Genomic DNA, 14,745 nt, shown 5'->3' with positions numbered 1-14,745 from the left:
AGGGAATATGCAAGAGCAGATCAGGCTGGATGATAAGCTGGCAAACATGAAGGAACGGTTATTGCTGGATGACAAGCAGGGCAACATCTGGGACATTAGCGAAATTGTCGGCGACATTACTTACAAAACCTCCCGCATCGGCAAACCTTCCTCTCTGGAATTCACGTTGATCAAGGGCAGTCTGTACCAGAATAAGAAATTCACCTATGAGAATGGATACGTCGTGAAATATATCAGCAACGAGGTAGGCATATTTTACGGATATATCTTCTCGGTGGATAGCGGCAAGGACGAAAGTGTCAAAATCAAAGCCTACGACCAGACTCGTTATCTGACCGCGAATCAGACGTATAAGTTCGTTAACGCAACGGCTACGGATGTGATCAAACGAATTGCTACCGACTTTCAGTTGAAGGTGGGCGAGTTGATCCAGCCGAAATATGTTATTCCACGCATGTTATTTGATAACAAAAAGCTAATCGACATGATCTGTGAGGCGCTCGACCGAACGTTGATCTATGGCGGCAAAAACTACATCTTCTACGATGATTTCGGCAAGCTTGTGCTTAGGGATGTGGAAGAGATGCCTTACGGCTTTGTCATCGGGGATAACAGTATGCTCACGGATTACAGCTATACGCGGTCAATTGACGACCAGACGTATAACAAGATCAAGTTGTACCGGGATAACAAGGATACGGGAAAAAGAGAAACGTTTGTTCATCAGGACTCAGGCAGCATCCGTCAATGGGGGCTGCTTTTTTTGTACCAAAAAGCGGATGACGGCCTGAACGAAGGTCAGATTGATGAAATGCTCAAGACCCTGATGACCCTCCGCAATCGCGAGACGCAGACGTTGAAGGTGGATGCGCTTGGTGATTTCAAGGTGAGGGCAGGCAGTTTTGTCAACATCCAGATCAATGAACTGAAGATTAATCAATATTTTCTGGTAGACGAATGTACGCATAAGGTACAGGGGGGCGTGCATACGATGTCGCTGGATTTGAAGGTGGTGTAACGATAAATGATGCTGGACGTGATTAAAAAGGCGGCGGTGGCCGCTGTAGATGCCAAGTCTCCCGTTCAGGTAATGTACGGAAGCGTGACAAACACCCAGCCTCTGGAGATCACCGTTGAACAACGGCTGGCATTGGCTGAACCTTTTCTGGTACTGCCGGAATCCGTAGTGAACAAAACTTGGACCATGGGTGACCATGTCTTGTTGTTACGTGTTCAAGGTGGAGACAGCTTTGTCGTGCTGGATCGGCTGGTGAATCCATGATTCCACAGGGTGCGCAGATCAGTGCAGAAGATCAGGAAGAAGCTGCGGTGCTTCCAAGTCGGACGTATGTGTTTCAAGCTTCGGGACAGCGGATTGGAAGACTGCAACTGGATGGAAAAGATGCGGTAAAACAGGCGGTTTATAAAGCATTGTCTACACGCCGCTACGAGCATCTAATCTATTCTTCGGATTACGGTATGGAATGGTCCTGGGAAGGAATGGCCGGGAGATCTATGGTTGAATCTGAACTGGAACGCTGGATTCACGAAGCGTTACTTCCGGATGATCGCATTTCGGATGTAACCGAGTTCGATTTTGTCCACGAGGCGGATGGAGTAAGGGTTTCGTTTACCGTGGAAACGGATTTTGGCAGCTTCAGGGAAGAGACGGAGGTGAACATGGATGTATGAAGAGCAGACGTTTGAAGTTATTTTAAACAGAATGCTGGACAGAGTACCGGATGGTGTGGATAAACGTGAAGGCAGCATTATCTATGATGCGCTTGCGCCAGCGGCTGTGGAAATGGCTCAGATGTATATCGAGTTGGATGTGAACGCCAATCTGAAGTTTGCGTCTACAGCTTCTGGAGAGTATCTGGATCGTGCAGTGGCTTGGTCGGGCATTCGTCGGAAAGCGGCCACGAAGGCACGTTGGGTTGGCAGTTTTCGGGATAACGAAGGTAAGCCTGTTGAGGTTCCTTTGGAGAGTCGTTTTTCCACGGGGGATCGGGTATATGCTGTTGTGGAGCGCATCGCGGCAGGGCGATATGTGTTGGAATGTGAGGTCGCGGGAGCGGAAGGTAATGAATATACGGGGGCCCTGCTGCCCATCGATTATATTGCTGGCCTGACGACAGCTGAATTGACACAGTTGCTGGTTCCTGGCGAAGACGAGGAAACGGATCAGGCCCTGTATGACCGATATCAGGATAAAGTATCCCGTCCGGTCACGAGTGCCAACAAATATCAGTATGAATTATGGGCACGGGAAAACTCCGGTGTGGGCAAAGCGAAGGCTTTTCCACTATGGGACGGGCCAGGTACAGTCAAGGTGGCATTGCTGAATAATGAGATGCAGACACCTGCTGAAGCGGTCATTGAGGCGGTGCAAGAATATATCGATCCAACTCAGGATGGAATGGGCGAAGGTGCTGCTCCAATCGGACCTGTGGTTACTGTTGTGGGAGCGCAAGAGATACCTATTGATGTGGAGGTACAGGTCACGCTTGCTTCTGGTTCAACGTACGAGGGCGTGAAGACACTGATTGAAACGGGAGTTACAGCGTATCTGAAAGAACTAGCTTTTGCCGACCCGTTGGTTCGTTGGACACGTATTGCCAATGTCATTCTGGATATTCCGCCCGTGATCGATTATAGCGATCTGCTGGTGAATGGTGGGATGTCCAATCTGGAGATCGACCCCGGCGCAGTAGCTGTTCTTGGGACGGTGAAGGTGACATGAGTAAAGCAGAGGTATTAATGACTCTTTTGCCCCCGCTGTATGAAAATGTGCTGGAGATGCAACTTCTTACAGAGACCGAAGGTGTTGAGCTGGACAAGCTTACGGTGGGTTTGGAAAGTGTGCTGGATCAATTCTACCCGGAGTCTGCGACCTGGGCATTGGAACGTTATGAGCAGGATTTGCAGATTCCGACGAATCAAGCCAAGCCGGATGATCAGCGGAGATCCGTAATCATTTCCAAAATGCGCGGAAGTGGTAAGGTTTCCGGTTCGATGCTCAAGAACGTGGCGCAGGCCTACGAAAGTGGCGGGATTGATGTATCCGTTTCGCCAGAGGAATACTTGATCCGAATCCGCTTCATCGATACTTGGGGCTTGCCGCCCAATCTGGACGATTTGAAGGCAGCGATTGAGGATATCAAACCTGCACACATGACCGTGGAGTACCGTCTACGGTATTTGACGATTGCGGAGGTTGAAAGCATGACGCTGAAAGAGATTGAACAGACCCGGCAGGATAAATTTGCAGGAGGTGGAGCTTAAATGAATGAACCAAAAACACCGAATTTGGGGCTAAATAAGATTGACCGTTCCTCGCCCTCGACTACGAATTTTGATCTGGAAAAGTATTTGGATCAGAACTGGGAGAAGGTTGATGAGGGTATAGGGCATATCGAAGAAAAGGCTGAGGAAACCGCGACAAAGGTGAGTAGTATTCAGGAGCGGTTGGATACGGAGAAGCGCAGATCGGTGACGTTGGAGCCAGGGTTACAAGTTATTAATGCTGAACGTGCTTCGGCATTTAAGTTGGAAGGGTTGAAGGGCCGAACGCTGGTGAATTTGTTGGGGCGGGATGGTAATTTTGTGGATGCCACGAAATGGAATATAGGTTTCGGTACAAGAACGACAACAAATAACATTATAACTGTCACAGGTGATGGTTCTGGTGTAAATCCTCAATTGACTAACTATAAGCATATTTCTTCCTTAACTCCAAAGGTAGGGGATAAATTGTTTTTACGTGTTCTTGCTACTCATATTGTGGGAACGGCTAAACAATTGCAGCTATACCTGTATTCAACTACTCTTAATAGATTTACTGCAAAGAACATTGAGAACCCTGTTAACGGAACAAATTATGAACTATATGGAATGATTACAGTAACTCAAGCTATTGTGGACGGGTGGGATACAACATTTGGATTTAAATTAACCGCAGAATATGCGACTTACGAAGCATCAAACGGATCGCAAGTGCATTTCTCTAAGGCAGCTATGTACAAAGTTGCCGATGAAGATAAGTCCTTGACATCCGACCAACTCAACGTTAAATATCCTTATGTTGATAGCGTTCAACCTGTGCGAAATCCGTATGCGCTTCGATATGGGGCTAATCTATTGCCACCTTTTTATAAGGCTGTCACGGCAGGGAATGGGCAGTCAATCAATAGCTCGTATAGCGCAACGCTTAATGCATCTGGAAATAATATGGGATGGACATATAATATCCCATGTGCAGCCAATACAGATTACACATTTGCGTTATCCCACAACGGTATGATTGCCTTACAGGACATGGACATTAACGGAACTATCATTCAAAATTCTGGGTACCAGGATACAGTAGAATTGCATATTAAAACATCCCCTAATGCTGCTTACTTGAGTGTTATTATCGGAAATGGATCGAAAGGCATTGGGGCGTATGCCTTTTCAAATCCAATACTCAATATCGGCACAACAGCCAAACCGTTCAAACCGCGTGAGGACGCTATGCTCGCATTGCAAACGGATTTACATGCTGATCCATTAACCGGGGCAAATGCTGAAGAAGTGTTCGGAAAGGACGGGCAATATTTCAAGATGGCGAAGTGGAGAATGTTAGACGTAACGAATGAAAACCTCCCTATAAGTGGAAGGAACAGATATACAGGATATGTTGTAGCATCTGGATACGTAAATAATCGTTCTGAAACGACTAACGAAAGATGCTTTATGACCAAGTATGATGGAAAGCAATTAACGTTAGATAAAACAGATGACGCCAAAAACGCTCCGGATCAATTCAATGTAGGGAATAAAGATCGTTACCCTGGAGCAATATGGATATCAATTTCAAATAACGACGGCGGTTGGGGAGACGCATACACGCCAACAGTCAATGAGATTAAGGCGTATTTCATGGGCTGGACGATGCGTAACATGAGCGCCAGCAATTACAATGATCCGACAAACGCGTCTCAAAAAACATGGACACCGATAGGATACTCACCTCCGGCCAACTGGAATAGCACATGGGCACATTTAAGAACGTCAGTACCAGTAAACGAGAGTTCTCCCTCTATTAAAGATGGGACAATTTCGTCATACCAGCTTGTATATCAACTTGCAATACCAACTGTCGAGCCGATCACGTCCGAGGGACAATTGACGTTGATTGAGGGAGATAATCAGGTGGAAGTGGGAACGGGGATTGTGTTGCGTGAAGGGACAAAGCCAGCATTATCGACTCAATGGGGCACTTACGAAATAAACTCAAATGCGAGCAGTGTAGTTGCGTCAAACCCACTAAAATACAAAGCTAAAAAGGTTATGACGATTTATAAAAACGGCTGTTCGGAAAAGTGGGAAAGGTCTACGGACGCGAACAGTTACGGACTGGAGCGTGCTTATCGAGCAGTTTCATTGTTCGATCCATCGGCCGACTACAAAGTCACATATCTGATGCTGGACACGTTCCCGATAGCGGCATTTGTCGGATCAGTCCCGGACAACGAAAAGGCGTTGCTTACAAACTTGGTACATGACGTACAACAAGGTGCAACGTCCTTATCCGTTGTTGAAAGATCATTAAGTGAAGCACTTAAAGCCTTACAAAATAAAAGAAATGTTTGGGGGTCGATTGAATAATGGCAGATACAATTAAATCGATTTTCGAAGGAAATGTACCTACGACTTCGACGATTGTTTACACTGTTCCATCGGGTAAATACTCCGTAATAAAATCGGCAATCATATGCAATTCGTCAACTAATACTGTCGTTACGTTTAGGTTGACAATGGGCGGCGGAAATATTGCATACGATCACACGTTAAAAGGCGGAGATACTTTGGTGCTCGACGAGTTGGACTTTCCTCTTTTGCCTGGAGAAAGTATAACCGTTTCTGGGTCCACTTCAAGCGTCAGAATGCTCATATCCGGATTTGAAAGAGATTATGATTCTGCAAATTACCCGTATTTAAAAGCAGTTACGGTTGTTACTGTAGGCGGTGGCGGAATATATTCACCTGCAAATGACTTTGATGCAATTATAAAGTCTATCGTGATTTGCAATAGCACGAATACGGCTGCTACGGTTTCATTGAATACGTCGATTTCTTTAATTAATAGCAAATTAATTAAGCCTTATGACACATTGATTGTGCCGTTACCGAAAATTTTCTTGGCTAAAGGAAAACAGTTGTATCATGCTGCGACAACTTCAACCGCTCAATTTACGATCATCATGGAAAAGGTGGTGCAATAAATGTTAATAGGATCAAAGGTTTATTATGATGTCAATTCTGGCAATGTCATTGTCATTACTCCCGAATACGCTGGGCCTGTTGTCGAAACCACAAAGGAACAAGACTTTAAATTGTACAAAGCATTGGCAGAGAAAGTGTTGGAAGAAGTTGACTTTATTCAACTTGAACATGGAGCGTATATGTTTGATCGGTTCGAAGGTGGAGAAATTGTTCGTATTGATCTTGAAACATTGGAGCCGTTGTTCTTGTATCCTGTCAAAGAAGACGAAGAACCAAAACCTCCAACGTTTTCATTGGAAAGTCAGATCAATGATTTGAAGCAACGGCTGGCAGAATCGGACGTGCGTAATGAAAAGCTGGCTGAGGAAAACACACTCAATCAACTTGCGCTGATGGAGCTGCACGCATTGTTGTTGTCAACGCTCCCGGATGCGGGCAATGCGGAATAGGATTGCTTGGTTGCTGATCCGTATGGCCGGAACGATCATGGAGGGGGGTGAGAATATGTTGGCTGTATACGTGGCTATGATTCATAAAGGCGTTATTTCAATTGATGATGTACCAACTGCTGGTGGTAACCGTGACAAAGTAAAAGCGGCTCTCGAAGCTACTGGAATGGATCAAAACGGCAATATCGTGTAACAAGCGTTCCGAAATGGGAACGCTATTTTTATGCCCTCTGATCAGATGGAGGGCATATCTTAATGAAATGTGGTGAATCTATGCCTTTACTTGATAATTACTTGTTAGACAATTACTTGATTGACGGAGCAGTTGGATTATCTATTCCAGATACGGTTAGCGCAGGGGATGTTATCGTAGTGGGTAGTTTTTCTTCATCGTCCACTCAATCAACCGCCTTCACCAAAGTAAAAGAAATAAAGGTAAATAAAACAGGTACGTTTAGAGTTAGATTCGAAATGTCTTCGGGTGCTTATGGCGCAGAAGGCGTTATTTACAAAAATGGAATAATTGTTGGCACGAACAGAGTTATTAGCGGGAGCATAACTCAATCTTTTTTTGAAGATATTTCCTTCGTTAAAGATGACTTAGTGCAAATTTACGTTAAAAGAACAGACCCGTCGGTTGGCAGTGTTACAGTTAGGAATTTTACTGTTTCCATATCGTTGCCCGATAACAATTTAATAGGTAGTGTTATTTTGTAAAGATTCAAAAATTAAAGGGAGGCGGAAAATTAAATGAAGCCGGAATTTTATTCCGGGGCGTTTAATATAACCTAGTTGTTGGTGCGCTCCCTGTTGAGCGCTATTTTTATGCCTTCTGGAGTGGTCAGGGGGCTTCTCATATTTAAGGGGGCGGATCCGTGTTTAATCGAGAGGCTTTTAACCCGCGAATATCCGTTTCGTCTTTGCCCGCACAGTTCCTGACATATCAGGAGTTGCTGTAGCTGCTGCAACTATGTAAATGACGGGTTCGATGGTTATGGATGTGCCTGCCGTTACAAAGTCGGATTTCATCGGGGAGATTACAAAATGAGTTGTCTCATCCAAACGACAGTAGAATAGAATTAGCGTTGTAAGCTACTTAGGCATCCACTATCAAAAACAAAAAGGAGGTGAAACCATGGAACGATGGGATACCTTATGGAAATGGGGAATTGCGCTCATGAGCAGCTCAGTAACCTACTTCTTCGGAGGATGGTCAGGTGTACTCGGTGTACTACTTGTATTCGTCATCCTCGACTACCTGACTGGCATCGCGGCGGCGGGCATGAGTGGCAAGTTAGAGAGTAATGTTGGGATGTTCGGCATCGCACGAAAGGTATTTATATTTGCAATGGTATCGGTGGCTCATCTGGTGGACGGTGTTCTGGGAGACGGACATTTGTTCAGGGATGCGGTCGCCTTTTTTTATATCGCAAATGAGTTGTTGTCCATTATCGAAAACGGGGGTAAGTTGGGCGCTCCCATTCCGCCAGTGATTCGGCAAGCTATTGAAGTGCTCAAGGGAAAAGGGGGATCCGGGGGGATCTCAGGTAACTATACTCCTGATTCCAGAGAATCTTTTGTACAGTCAGATCATGAGGACGTTGATCAACAGATTAGAGATGAAACGAAGTAAAGGCTCAGCATTCATTCAAAATTGTCCTGTGGCAAGATATAGAGCACTACAGAGTCGGAAGTCTGCACCATTAGCCTGCAAGTAGTGAAAGAGACGGAATCGATTCTGAAGAAGTGGAGCGGTCGCCTTTGTCTCTAAATTTTAACCATTAGAATAATAAATCATAAAAATTTGGAGACAACAGCGATCATAAGAACGATCCGTATCCGGAACGGTCGCGTACCGGCTTGATATTTTTTCCTAAGAGGATAGATACTCAATGAACATAGCTATTACCATCAACAAGGGACACGCACACAAGCAACCCCTGATCCAACCGCATTAACTATATACAAACGGCAATTTGCCGCATAAAGGGTGTGAGAAACATGCAAACGAGAAGTTCGGGCAACACACAGGGCATTGACGTCTCCCGATACCAGGGCAATATTGACTGGGCGAAAGTGAAGGCAAGTGGCATGACATTTGTATTCATCAAGGCGACTGAGGGACAGACCTATACCGATCCAAATTACCAGAAAAATGTAACAGGTGCACTGGCGGCAGGCATGCTGGTCGGAACATATCATTTCTTCCGTGCGACATCCACTGAAGCAGCCAAAGCAGAAGCGGCACATTATGCCAATACAGTTAACAAAGTTGGAGGCGCCAAGGTGCTACAGCTCCCACCCGTTATGGATTACGAGAACAACCCTGGCAACCTGAGCAAAGCGCAGATGAATGCGGTTGCGAAAGCTTTTTTAACCGAATTACAACGTCTGACAGGTGTAAAACCGATCATATACACGGGCAATTCATTTGCCCGGAATTTTGATACATCCCTCAGCTTATATGATCTGTGGATTGCGCGTTACAGTAATACTCGTGTGCCGGATGAACAGCCAGCATGGAAGCGTTGGACGTTCTGGCAGTATACGGATTCAGGCAAGGTGAATGGCATTAGCGGCAACGTGGATATGAATGAATTCGAGGGAACAGCGGCACAGCTCAGAGCAAGGTACGCAGCAGCCACTCCGAAACCACCGGAACCGTCCAATCCGACGAATCCAACCCATCCGAAACCGCCAATCGAACCACCGAAAGGGGCGAACCGATGACAGCCGAAGAGAAAGCAGCGTTTGATGCGCTCAAATCCCAAGTCGATAAGTTACAGGCGCGTCAACAGATGGAAGTTCCAGTATGGGCGAAAGCCGCTGTGGATGCAGCACTGGCATATGACACCAAAAATCCACTGTTCAGTATCGATAACGGGGCGAGTTATGATTTTTACCGTTTTATCACCGTCATGCATCGTAGAGGTTTGTTCAAAAAATGAGATGATCCACACCGGATTACAGGTTGAGCATATATGAGCGTGAAGTGAATGGAGAGGGACACGGGACGTTTTTTGTCGACCTGTGTTCCTTTTTTGTGATTTGTGTAAGTGATATTAACACATATAATAAAGATGAAGACTTATGTCCGCAAATGTCTTGTCTAATTGATTAATGTGATGTAAAGTAAGTTACACGAAAATGTTTTTCACCACAGTTTATAACCAGAATCCTCCTCATCATGACAAGACCATAACATACCAAGTTATTGTAATGTCTCCCTGCTGTATAATCCAATACTTCAACACGACTCTCTCATACGTTTTACACATCCAACCTCTAAGAGAACGCCATGGTTATTCGCAACCATAGACGGATCTACCTATCCCAAATGATTTGATCTTCCTAAAGAACTTCACCCAGGCTGACTTCTTTCGTACCTATTTTAATCTGGTTCCCACACTCACGCTCAAAAGGATAGCTGATAGCCATACCCGGCTGAAGGAACAGGCATTGTAGCTTGGTAGTTGATGTTGATGTTGTTGTTGTTGTTGTTGTTTCTTGATCTATTGATTCAAGTTGCTCTTACAGAGCATGCACATCACTGCTGCTTATTGACCTCAGTTCAAATATTGTGTAACAACTCCTCCACGGATTCTTCGCAGAAGATGATTTGTTAGCCTTTTTTCATAAAATGAATCAACCGATGTGCGCTGCCTGATACCGGCCTATACCCTTATATCTAGTTTTTTTACATTTCATATACATGCTCATTCTTTCCAGAAACATAATCCAGGTATCACAGGCATCTAAAGCCTTTTATATGATACATAGCATCAAACCGATTGCCATCATTGGAGATCTTTCATGCCAGCATTACACACATTATGAGACAGGGAAGGGTGTTGTACGTATGCGACTGAGAAGAAAATGGATGTCCGGTGTTCTGACCATGGCCTTGAGTACCGTATTGGTGTTGTCCGGTTGCTCCAGTAACGAGAGTGGGGAGACTACGCCTGCTCCGGTGGAAGGAACAGACCCTCCAACCGAAACGGTAGCGCAGGATACGATGATTATGGGGCGTGGTGGGGATTCCGTTGCTCTCGACCCGGCGATTGTAACCGATGGGGAGTCACTCAAGATTGGACATCAGGTGTTTGATTCGTTGCTGGACTACAAGGAAGGCGGAACAGAAGTCGTTCCTGGACTGGCAGAGAGCTGGGAGATTTCGGCGGATGGGCTCAAGTATATTTTTAAACTGAAGTCTGGTGTGAAATTCCATGATGGAACTGACTTCAACGCGGAGGCTGTCGTGTTCAACTTCAACCGCTGGAGCGATCCGGCGAGTGAGTATAAATTTGAAGGAGATTCCTTCGATTACTATGATTCCATGTTTGGTCCAGAGGGCGAACGTGTGATCAAGGAAGTGAAGGCGACGGACGAGACTACGGTGGAGTTCACATTGAACCAGCCACAAGCGCCTTTCCTGCAAAATATTGCGATGACACCATTTGGTATGGCCAGCCCAACCGCGATTCAGGAGAAAAAAGAAAACTTTAAGAGCGAGCCTGTGGGCACCGGCCCATTTGTATTCAAAGAGTGGAAGCGTAACGACTCCATCACCCTGGAGAAAAACGCGGATTATTGGAAAGAAGGACTTCCGAAGCTGAACAAAGTGATCGTGCGTTCAATTCCGGATAATACAGCTCGCTTCAATGCACTGCAGAACGGTGAGATCGACGTCATGGAAGACCTGAACCCGGACGATCTGTCCATCCTTGAAGGCAAGAGCGAGTTGCAGAAGATTGAGCGTCCACCGTTCAACGTGGCTTATATCGGCTTTAACTTCAAGAAGAAACCATTTGATAATGTCAAAGTCAGACAAGCTCTCAATCATGCGGTGAACAAGCAGGCCCTTATTGATGCGTTCTTTGCAGGACAGGCCGAGCCTGCCGTGAATCCAATGCCACCAACGCTGTGGGGGTACAACGATACCATTGAGGATTACCCATATGATCTGGAAAAAGCAAAAGCATTACTGGCCGAAGCTGGCTTCCCTGACGGATTGCCTGATCCGGTAACCTTCTATGCGATGCCGGTTTCCCGCCCGTATATGCCGGATGGCAAGAAGGTAGCGGAAGCAATCCAGGCTGATTTTGAGAAAATCGGCGTGACTACGAACATCGAATCGCCAGAATGGGCGACGTATCTGGATGATGCCAAAGCTGGAGAGAAAGACGATATCTACATGCTAGGCTGGACGGGGGATAACGGGGACCCGGATAACTTCCTGTACACGTTGCTGGACAAAGACGCTATTCCGGGCAACAACCGCAGCTTCTATGTCAACGAAGAGTTGCATGTGTTGCTGACGGATGCGCAGAAAGAAACAGATCAGGAGAAACGTGCCGAGCTGTACAAACAAGCGCAGGTGATTATCAAGGAAGACGCACCGTGGATTCCACTTGTGCATACCACGCCGATTCTGGCAGGTAAATCGAACCTGAAAGGTTTCGTACCTTCCCCGCTGGGCACTGAATCCTATGCCAATGCCTATTTTGAATGATGAATATGTAAGCTGAACTCAGCATTTTAATGATAACGCAGAGAGCAGAACCACTCTGTATAAACGAAATGTTCGCCTACAAGCTTTCTGAAAGAAAACTACATCTCGAAGCATAAGCTATCCCCATCGGAGTTATAAAGTGTAAATTCATTCGTTCAAAGCGCTGGCGACGCGTAATGCTTGGCAGAACCCACATCCGGACGTAACTACCCAAAGCATGCGTTTCTACCAGCGCTTTTTATTTTGGATGATATGTCGAAGGCAGGTGAACAGGATTGAACAGCTATATTGTCAAACGTGTGCTTGTGTTGCTGCCCGTGCTGCTAGGCATGACTCTGATTGTCTTTTCCATCATTCACGCGATACCAGGTGACCCGGCGGAGACCATACTTGGGCAAAAGGCAACTGAACAATCCAAGCAGGCCCTGCGGGACCAACTCGGACTCGATAAACCCTGGTTCCAGCAATATTTCGCTTATCTTGGCGATTTGGTTAAAGGTGACCTGGGAACATCGATCCGCACCAAGGTGCCTATTGCCCAGGAAATTGTCCCTTATCTGACAGCCACGCTCGAATTAACGATGGCAAGTATGTTGTTTGCTGTCATTATTGGGGTGAATGCCGGAATTGTCAGTGCATGGAAGCACAACTCCTGGTTTGATTATTGCTGCATGGTCATTGCTTTGGTGGGAGTATCCATGCCAATCTTCTGGCTCGGTCTGATGGAACAATGGTTGTTCGCGAACAAGTTGCAGTGGCTGCCATCCATTGGACGAATGAATGCGCGCGATCCGGTGGAAGCCATTACGGGCTTGTACGTGCTGGATACGATGATTGCTGGACAATGGAATCAGTTGTGGACCGTGACGAAGCATTTGATTCTGCCAAGTGTGGCACTGGGAACGATTCCGATGGCAGTTATTGCCCGCATGACCCGTTCCAGCATGCTGGAAGTGATGAGTTCCGACTACATTCGTACCGCAAAGGCGAAGGGACTGGGTCCGTTTTTTGTCGTATATGGACATGCACTCAAGAATGCGTTTATTCCCGTGCTCACGGTTATCGGTATACAGACGGGGTCGTTGCTCGGGGTGCGGTATTGACCGAAACGATCTTCGCTTGGCCGGGCGTTGGACGCTATATATATGAAGCGATTAGTTCACGGGATTACCCGGTGATCCAGAGTGGCATTCTGATCGTGGCGTTCTTTTTCGTGGTGATTAACTTGATTGTGGATCTACTCTACGTCGTATTCGATCCACGGATCAGCTATAAATAGAAAAATATAGAAGTGAGTCACAATACGGAGAGGGCAGAACCAATCTGTAGCCAGGAAAGGAGACGCCTCATGGCCAAATTATCGACGAATACCGGTCAGTCCATTGACGCAGCATCAGCAAGCACAGCGGGTCCATGGCGGGAAGCTTGGAGAACGTTTCGGCGGAATCGGCTTGCGCTTGCGGGTTTGATTATCATAACATTTTTTATCCTTTTGGCCGTCCTTGCTCCATATATTGCTCCTTACGATTACAAGGAACAGGTGCTTCAGGATCGGCTTCAGGCCCCTTCGGCAGAGCATTGGTTTGGTACCGATGACCTGGGGCGTGATGTGTTTTCCAGAGTGCTGTATGGGGCGCGTATTTCATTGTGGGTGGGCTTTTTCTCCGTGATTGGTTCCATTATTGCAGGTACGTTGCTGGGTCTGATTGCTGGATTTTATGGAAAATGGGCGGACATGCTTATCTCGCGTCTATTTGATATTTTGCTCGCATTTCCAGGGATCTTACTGGCTATCCCCATTGTGGCGATACTGGGCCCGTCGTTGCAAAATGCACTGCTCGCCATCGCCATTGTGAACATTCCCACCTACGGAAGGTTGGTGCGTTCACGGGTACTCAGTTTGAGACAGGAGGAATTTATTACGTCGGCGCGCACACTCGGAGCAGGGAACGGACGGATCTTGTTTCGTCATATTTTGCCGAATAGTCTTACTCCCCTGATTGTGCAAGGTACATTAGGCATTGGAACAGCAATTATCGAGGCCGCTGCGCTCGGATTTCTGGGCATGGGTGCACAACCACCCGACCCGGAATGGGGCAAAATGCTATCAGACTCCCGTCAGTTTCTGCAAAAAGCACCGTGGACACTGATCTTCCCTGGCGTTTCCATTATGTTGACCGTACTTGGCTTCAATCTGATGGGTGATGGACTGCGTGATACCCTTGATCCCAAGATGGCGAAAAAATAAGAGTTAAAAGTTACTTCGAATTCCAGCTCCAGCTTCTGCTCCAACTCTAACGAACCTGGGAAGCCTTATTTTGCGATTTCACGTGCATTTCCCAATCTAACGAACTTCACACACCCTATTTAGTGAAAAACCTGCGGATACTCTCAAAAGGGCTAAATAACCAACCAACGCAACCACCAATCGACAAACTCGTTAGTCTGAACGCAACAAGGCCGGTGATACTTCAAGACATGTCAGATGGGAATGATGTGTCACTAGCCGCCTAT

The 14,745-nt window shown here is 46.3% G+C and carries 16 protein-coding genes and 1 pseudogene; 16 read left to right on the top strand and 1 reads right to left on the bottom strand.

Features of this window, described 5'->3' with window-relative positions; genetic code table 11:
* Positions 1–7: 7 nt before the first annotated feature.
* From C0Q44_RS16490 to C0Q44_RS16445, 10 genes are all read left to right on the top strand, one after another.
* Positions 8–1,018 (top strand): XkdQ/YqbQ family protein, encoded by a 1,011-nt coding sequence (locus C0Q44_RS16490; RefSeq protein ID WP_105408339.1) that lies wholly within the window; start codon positions 8–10, stop codon positions 1,016–1,018.
* Between the two features lie 6 nt (positions 1,019–1,024).
* Positions 1,025–1,282 carry a DUF2577 family protein gene (locus C0Q44_RS16485; protein ID WP_181151032.1) on the top strand — a complete coding sequence of 86 codons (258 nt, stop codon included), beginning with the start codon at positions 1,025–1,027 and terminating at the stop codon, positions 1,280–1,282.
* Positions 1,279–1,692: a DUF2634 domain-containing protein gene (locus C0Q44_RS16480; protein WP_105408338.1), complete on the top strand. Its 414-nt coding sequence runs from the start codon at positions 1,279–1,281 to the stop codon at positions 1,690–1,692. The genes C0Q44_RS16485 and C0Q44_RS16480 overlap by 4 nt, the downstream gene beginning before the upstream one ends.
* Positions 1,685–2,743, top strand: coding sequence for a baseplate J/gp47 family protein (locus tag C0Q44_RS16475; protein ID WP_105408337.1), 1,059 nt, complete (start codon positions 1,685–1,687; stop codon positions 2,741–2,743). Before C0Q44_RS16480 ends, C0Q44_RS16475 begins: the two co-directional genes overlap by 8 nt.
* Entirely contained in the window at positions 2,740–3,285 is a 546-nt protein-coding gene (locus C0Q44_RS16470; RefSeq protein WP_105408336.1) for a putative phage tail protein, read from the top strand. The genes C0Q44_RS16475 and C0Q44_RS16470 overlap by 4 nt, the downstream gene beginning before the upstream one ends.
* Positions 3,286–5,652 (top strand): hypothetical protein, encoded by a 2,367-nt coding sequence (locus tag C0Q44_RS16465; protein ID WP_105408335.1) that lies wholly within the window; start codon positions 3,286–3,288, stop codon positions 5,650–5,652.
* The gene (locus tag C0Q44_RS16460) at positions 5,652–6,269 is read left to right on the top strand and encodes a hypothetical protein (RefSeq protein WP_105408334.1); all 618 of its coding nucleotides are present in this window, start codon (positions 5,652–5,654) and stop codon (positions 6,267–6,269) included. Before C0Q44_RS16465 ends, C0Q44_RS16460 begins: the two co-directional genes overlap by 1 nt.
* Positions 6,270–6,719, top strand: coding sequence for a hypothetical protein (locus tag C0Q44_RS16455; protein ID WP_079350960.1), 450 nt, complete (start codon positions 6,270–6,272; stop codon positions 6,717–6,719).
* A 22-nt stretch (positions 6,720–6,741) separates the two neighbouring features.
* On the top strand, positions 6,742–6,912 hold the full coding sequence (locus C0Q44_RS16450; protein WP_181151031.1) for a hypothetical protein: 171 nt from the start codon (positions 6,742–6,744) through the stop codon (positions 6,910–6,912).
* A 62-nt stretch (positions 6,913–6,974) separates the two neighbouring features.
* Positions 6,975–7,436: a hypothetical protein gene (locus C0Q44_RS16445; protein ID WP_079350958.1), complete on the top strand. Its 462-nt coding sequence runs from the start codon at positions 6,975–6,977 to the stop codon at positions 7,434–7,436.
* Positions 7,437–7,613: 177 nt separating this feature from the next.
* Here the strand turns inward: C0Q44_RS16445 and C0Q44_RS31055 are convergent, their stop codons facing one another.
* Positions 7,614–7,748 carry a hypothetical protein gene (locus C0Q44_RS31055; protein WP_258166367.1) on the bottom strand — a complete coding sequence of 45 codons (135 nt, stop codon included), beginning with the start codon at positions 7,746–7,748 and terminating at the stop codon, positions 7,614–7,616.
* 106 nt (positions 7,749–7,854) lie between these two features.
* On the opposite strand from C0Q44_RS31055, the gene C0Q44_RS16440 reads away from it, so the two are divergent.
* The 6 genes and pseudogenes from C0Q44_RS16440 to nikC all read left to right on the top strand — a co-directional run bounded on the left by C0Q44_RS16440 (position 7,855) and on the right by nikC (position 14,479).
* The gene (locus tag C0Q44_RS16440; RefSeq protein ID WP_105408333.1) at positions 7,855–8,352 is read left to right on the top strand and encodes a phage holin family protein; all 498 of its coding nucleotides are present in this window, start codon (positions 7,855–7,857) and stop codon (positions 8,350–8,352) included.
* A gap of 368 nt (positions 8,353–8,720) precedes the next feature.
* A complete protein-coding gene (locus tag C0Q44_RS16435; protein ID WP_308737432.1) occupies positions 8,721–9,449 on the top strand; it encodes a glycoside hydrolase family 25 protein in 729 nt (242 codons plus the stop codon).
* A complete protein-coding gene (locus C0Q44_RS31525) occupies positions 9,446–9,667 on the top strand; it encodes a hypothetical protein (protein ID WP_308737431.1) in 222 nt (73 codons plus the stop codon). Before C0Q44_RS16435 ends, C0Q44_RS31525 begins: the two co-directional genes overlap by 4 nt.
* Before the next feature lie 911 nt (positions 9,668–10,578).
* On the top strand, positions 10,579–12,231 hold the full coding sequence (locus tag C0Q44_RS16430; protein WP_105408332.1) for an ABC transporter substrate-binding protein: 1,653 nt from the start codon (positions 10,579–10,581) through the stop codon (positions 12,229–12,231).
* Between the two features lie 275 nt (positions 12,232–12,506).
* Positions 12,507–13,510: pseudogene (locus C0Q44_RS16425) on the top strand (ABC transporter permease).
* 69 nt (positions 13,511–13,579) lie between these two features.
* Positions 13,580–14,479, top strand: coding sequence for a nickel transporter permease (nikC, locus tag C0Q44_RS16420; protein ID WP_105408331.1), 900 nt, complete (start codon positions 13,580–13,582; stop codon positions 14,477–14,479).
* Positions 14,480–14,745 lie beyond the last annotated feature (266 nt).

The organism is Paenibacillus sp. PCH8, from assembly GCF_002968835.1.
Classification (GTDB): domain Bacteria; phylum Bacillota; class Bacilli; order Paenibacillales; family Paenibacillaceae; genus Paenibacillus.
The sequence above is the reverse complement of the archived record's forward strand: the minus strand, read 5'-3'. Positions and strand labels throughout refer to the sequence as shown.

Coding starts and splice junctions, on each gene's coding strand:
- C0Q44_RS16450 (WP_181151031.1), top strand. CDS start 6,742: ATGGCCGGAACGATCATGGAGGGGGGTGAGAATATGTTGGCTGTATAC.
- C0Q44_RS16430 (WP_105408332.1), top strand. CDS start 10,579: ATGCGACTGAGAAGAAAATGGATGTCCGGTGTTCTGACCATGGCCTTG.
- C0Q44_RS16490 (WP_105408339.1), top strand. CDS start 8: ATGCAAGAGCAGATCAGGCTGGATGATAAGCTGGCAAACATGAAGGAA.
- C0Q44_RS31055 (WP_258166367.1), bottom strand. CDS start 7,748: ATGAAATCCGACTTTGTAACGGCAGGCACATCCATAACCATCGAACCC.
- C0Q44_RS16475 (WP_105408337.1), top strand. CDS start 1,685: ATGTATGAAGAGCAGACGTTTGAAGTTATTTTAAACAGAATGCTGGAC.
- C0Q44_RS16455 (WP_079350960.1), top strand. CDS start 6,270: ATGTTAATAGGATCAAAGGTTTATTATGATGTCAATTCTGGCAATGTC.
- C0Q44_RS16460 (WP_105408334.1), top strand. CDS start 5,652: ATGGCAGATACAATTAAATCGATTTTCGAAGGAAATGTACCTACGACT.
- C0Q44_RS16485 (WP_181151032.1), top strand. CDS start 1,025: ATGATGCTGGACGTGATTAAAAAGGCGGCGGTGGCCGCTGTAGATGCC.
- nikC (WP_105408331.1), top strand. CDS start 13,580: ATGGCCAAATTATCGACGAATACCGGTCAGTCCATTGACGCAGCATCA.
- C0Q44_RS16440 (WP_105408333.1), top strand. CDS start 7,855: ATGGAACGATGGGATACCTTATGGAAATGGGGAATTGCGCTCATGAGC.
- C0Q44_RS31525 (WP_308737431.1), top strand. CDS start 9,446: ATGACAGCCGAAGAGAAAGCAGCGTTTGATGCGCTCAAATCCCAAGTC.
- C0Q44_RS16465 (WP_105408335.1), top strand. CDS start 3,286: ATGAATGAACCAAAAACACCGAATTTGGGGCTAAATAAGATTGACCGT.
- C0Q44_RS16480 (WP_105408338.1), top strand. CDS start 1,279: ATGATTCCACAGGGTGCGCAGATCAGTGCAGAAGATCAGGAAGAAGCT.
- C0Q44_RS16470 (WP_105408336.1), top strand. CDS start 2,740: ATGAGTAAAGCAGAGGTATTAATGACTCTTTTGCCCCCGCTGTATGAA.
- C0Q44_RS16445 (WP_079350958.1), top strand. CDS start 6,975: ATGAAATGTGGTGAATCTATGCCTTTACTTGATAATTACTTGTTAGAC.
- C0Q44_RS16435 (WP_308737432.1), top strand. CDS start 8,721: ATGCAAACGAGAAGTTCGGGCAACACACAGGGCATTGACGTCTCCCGA.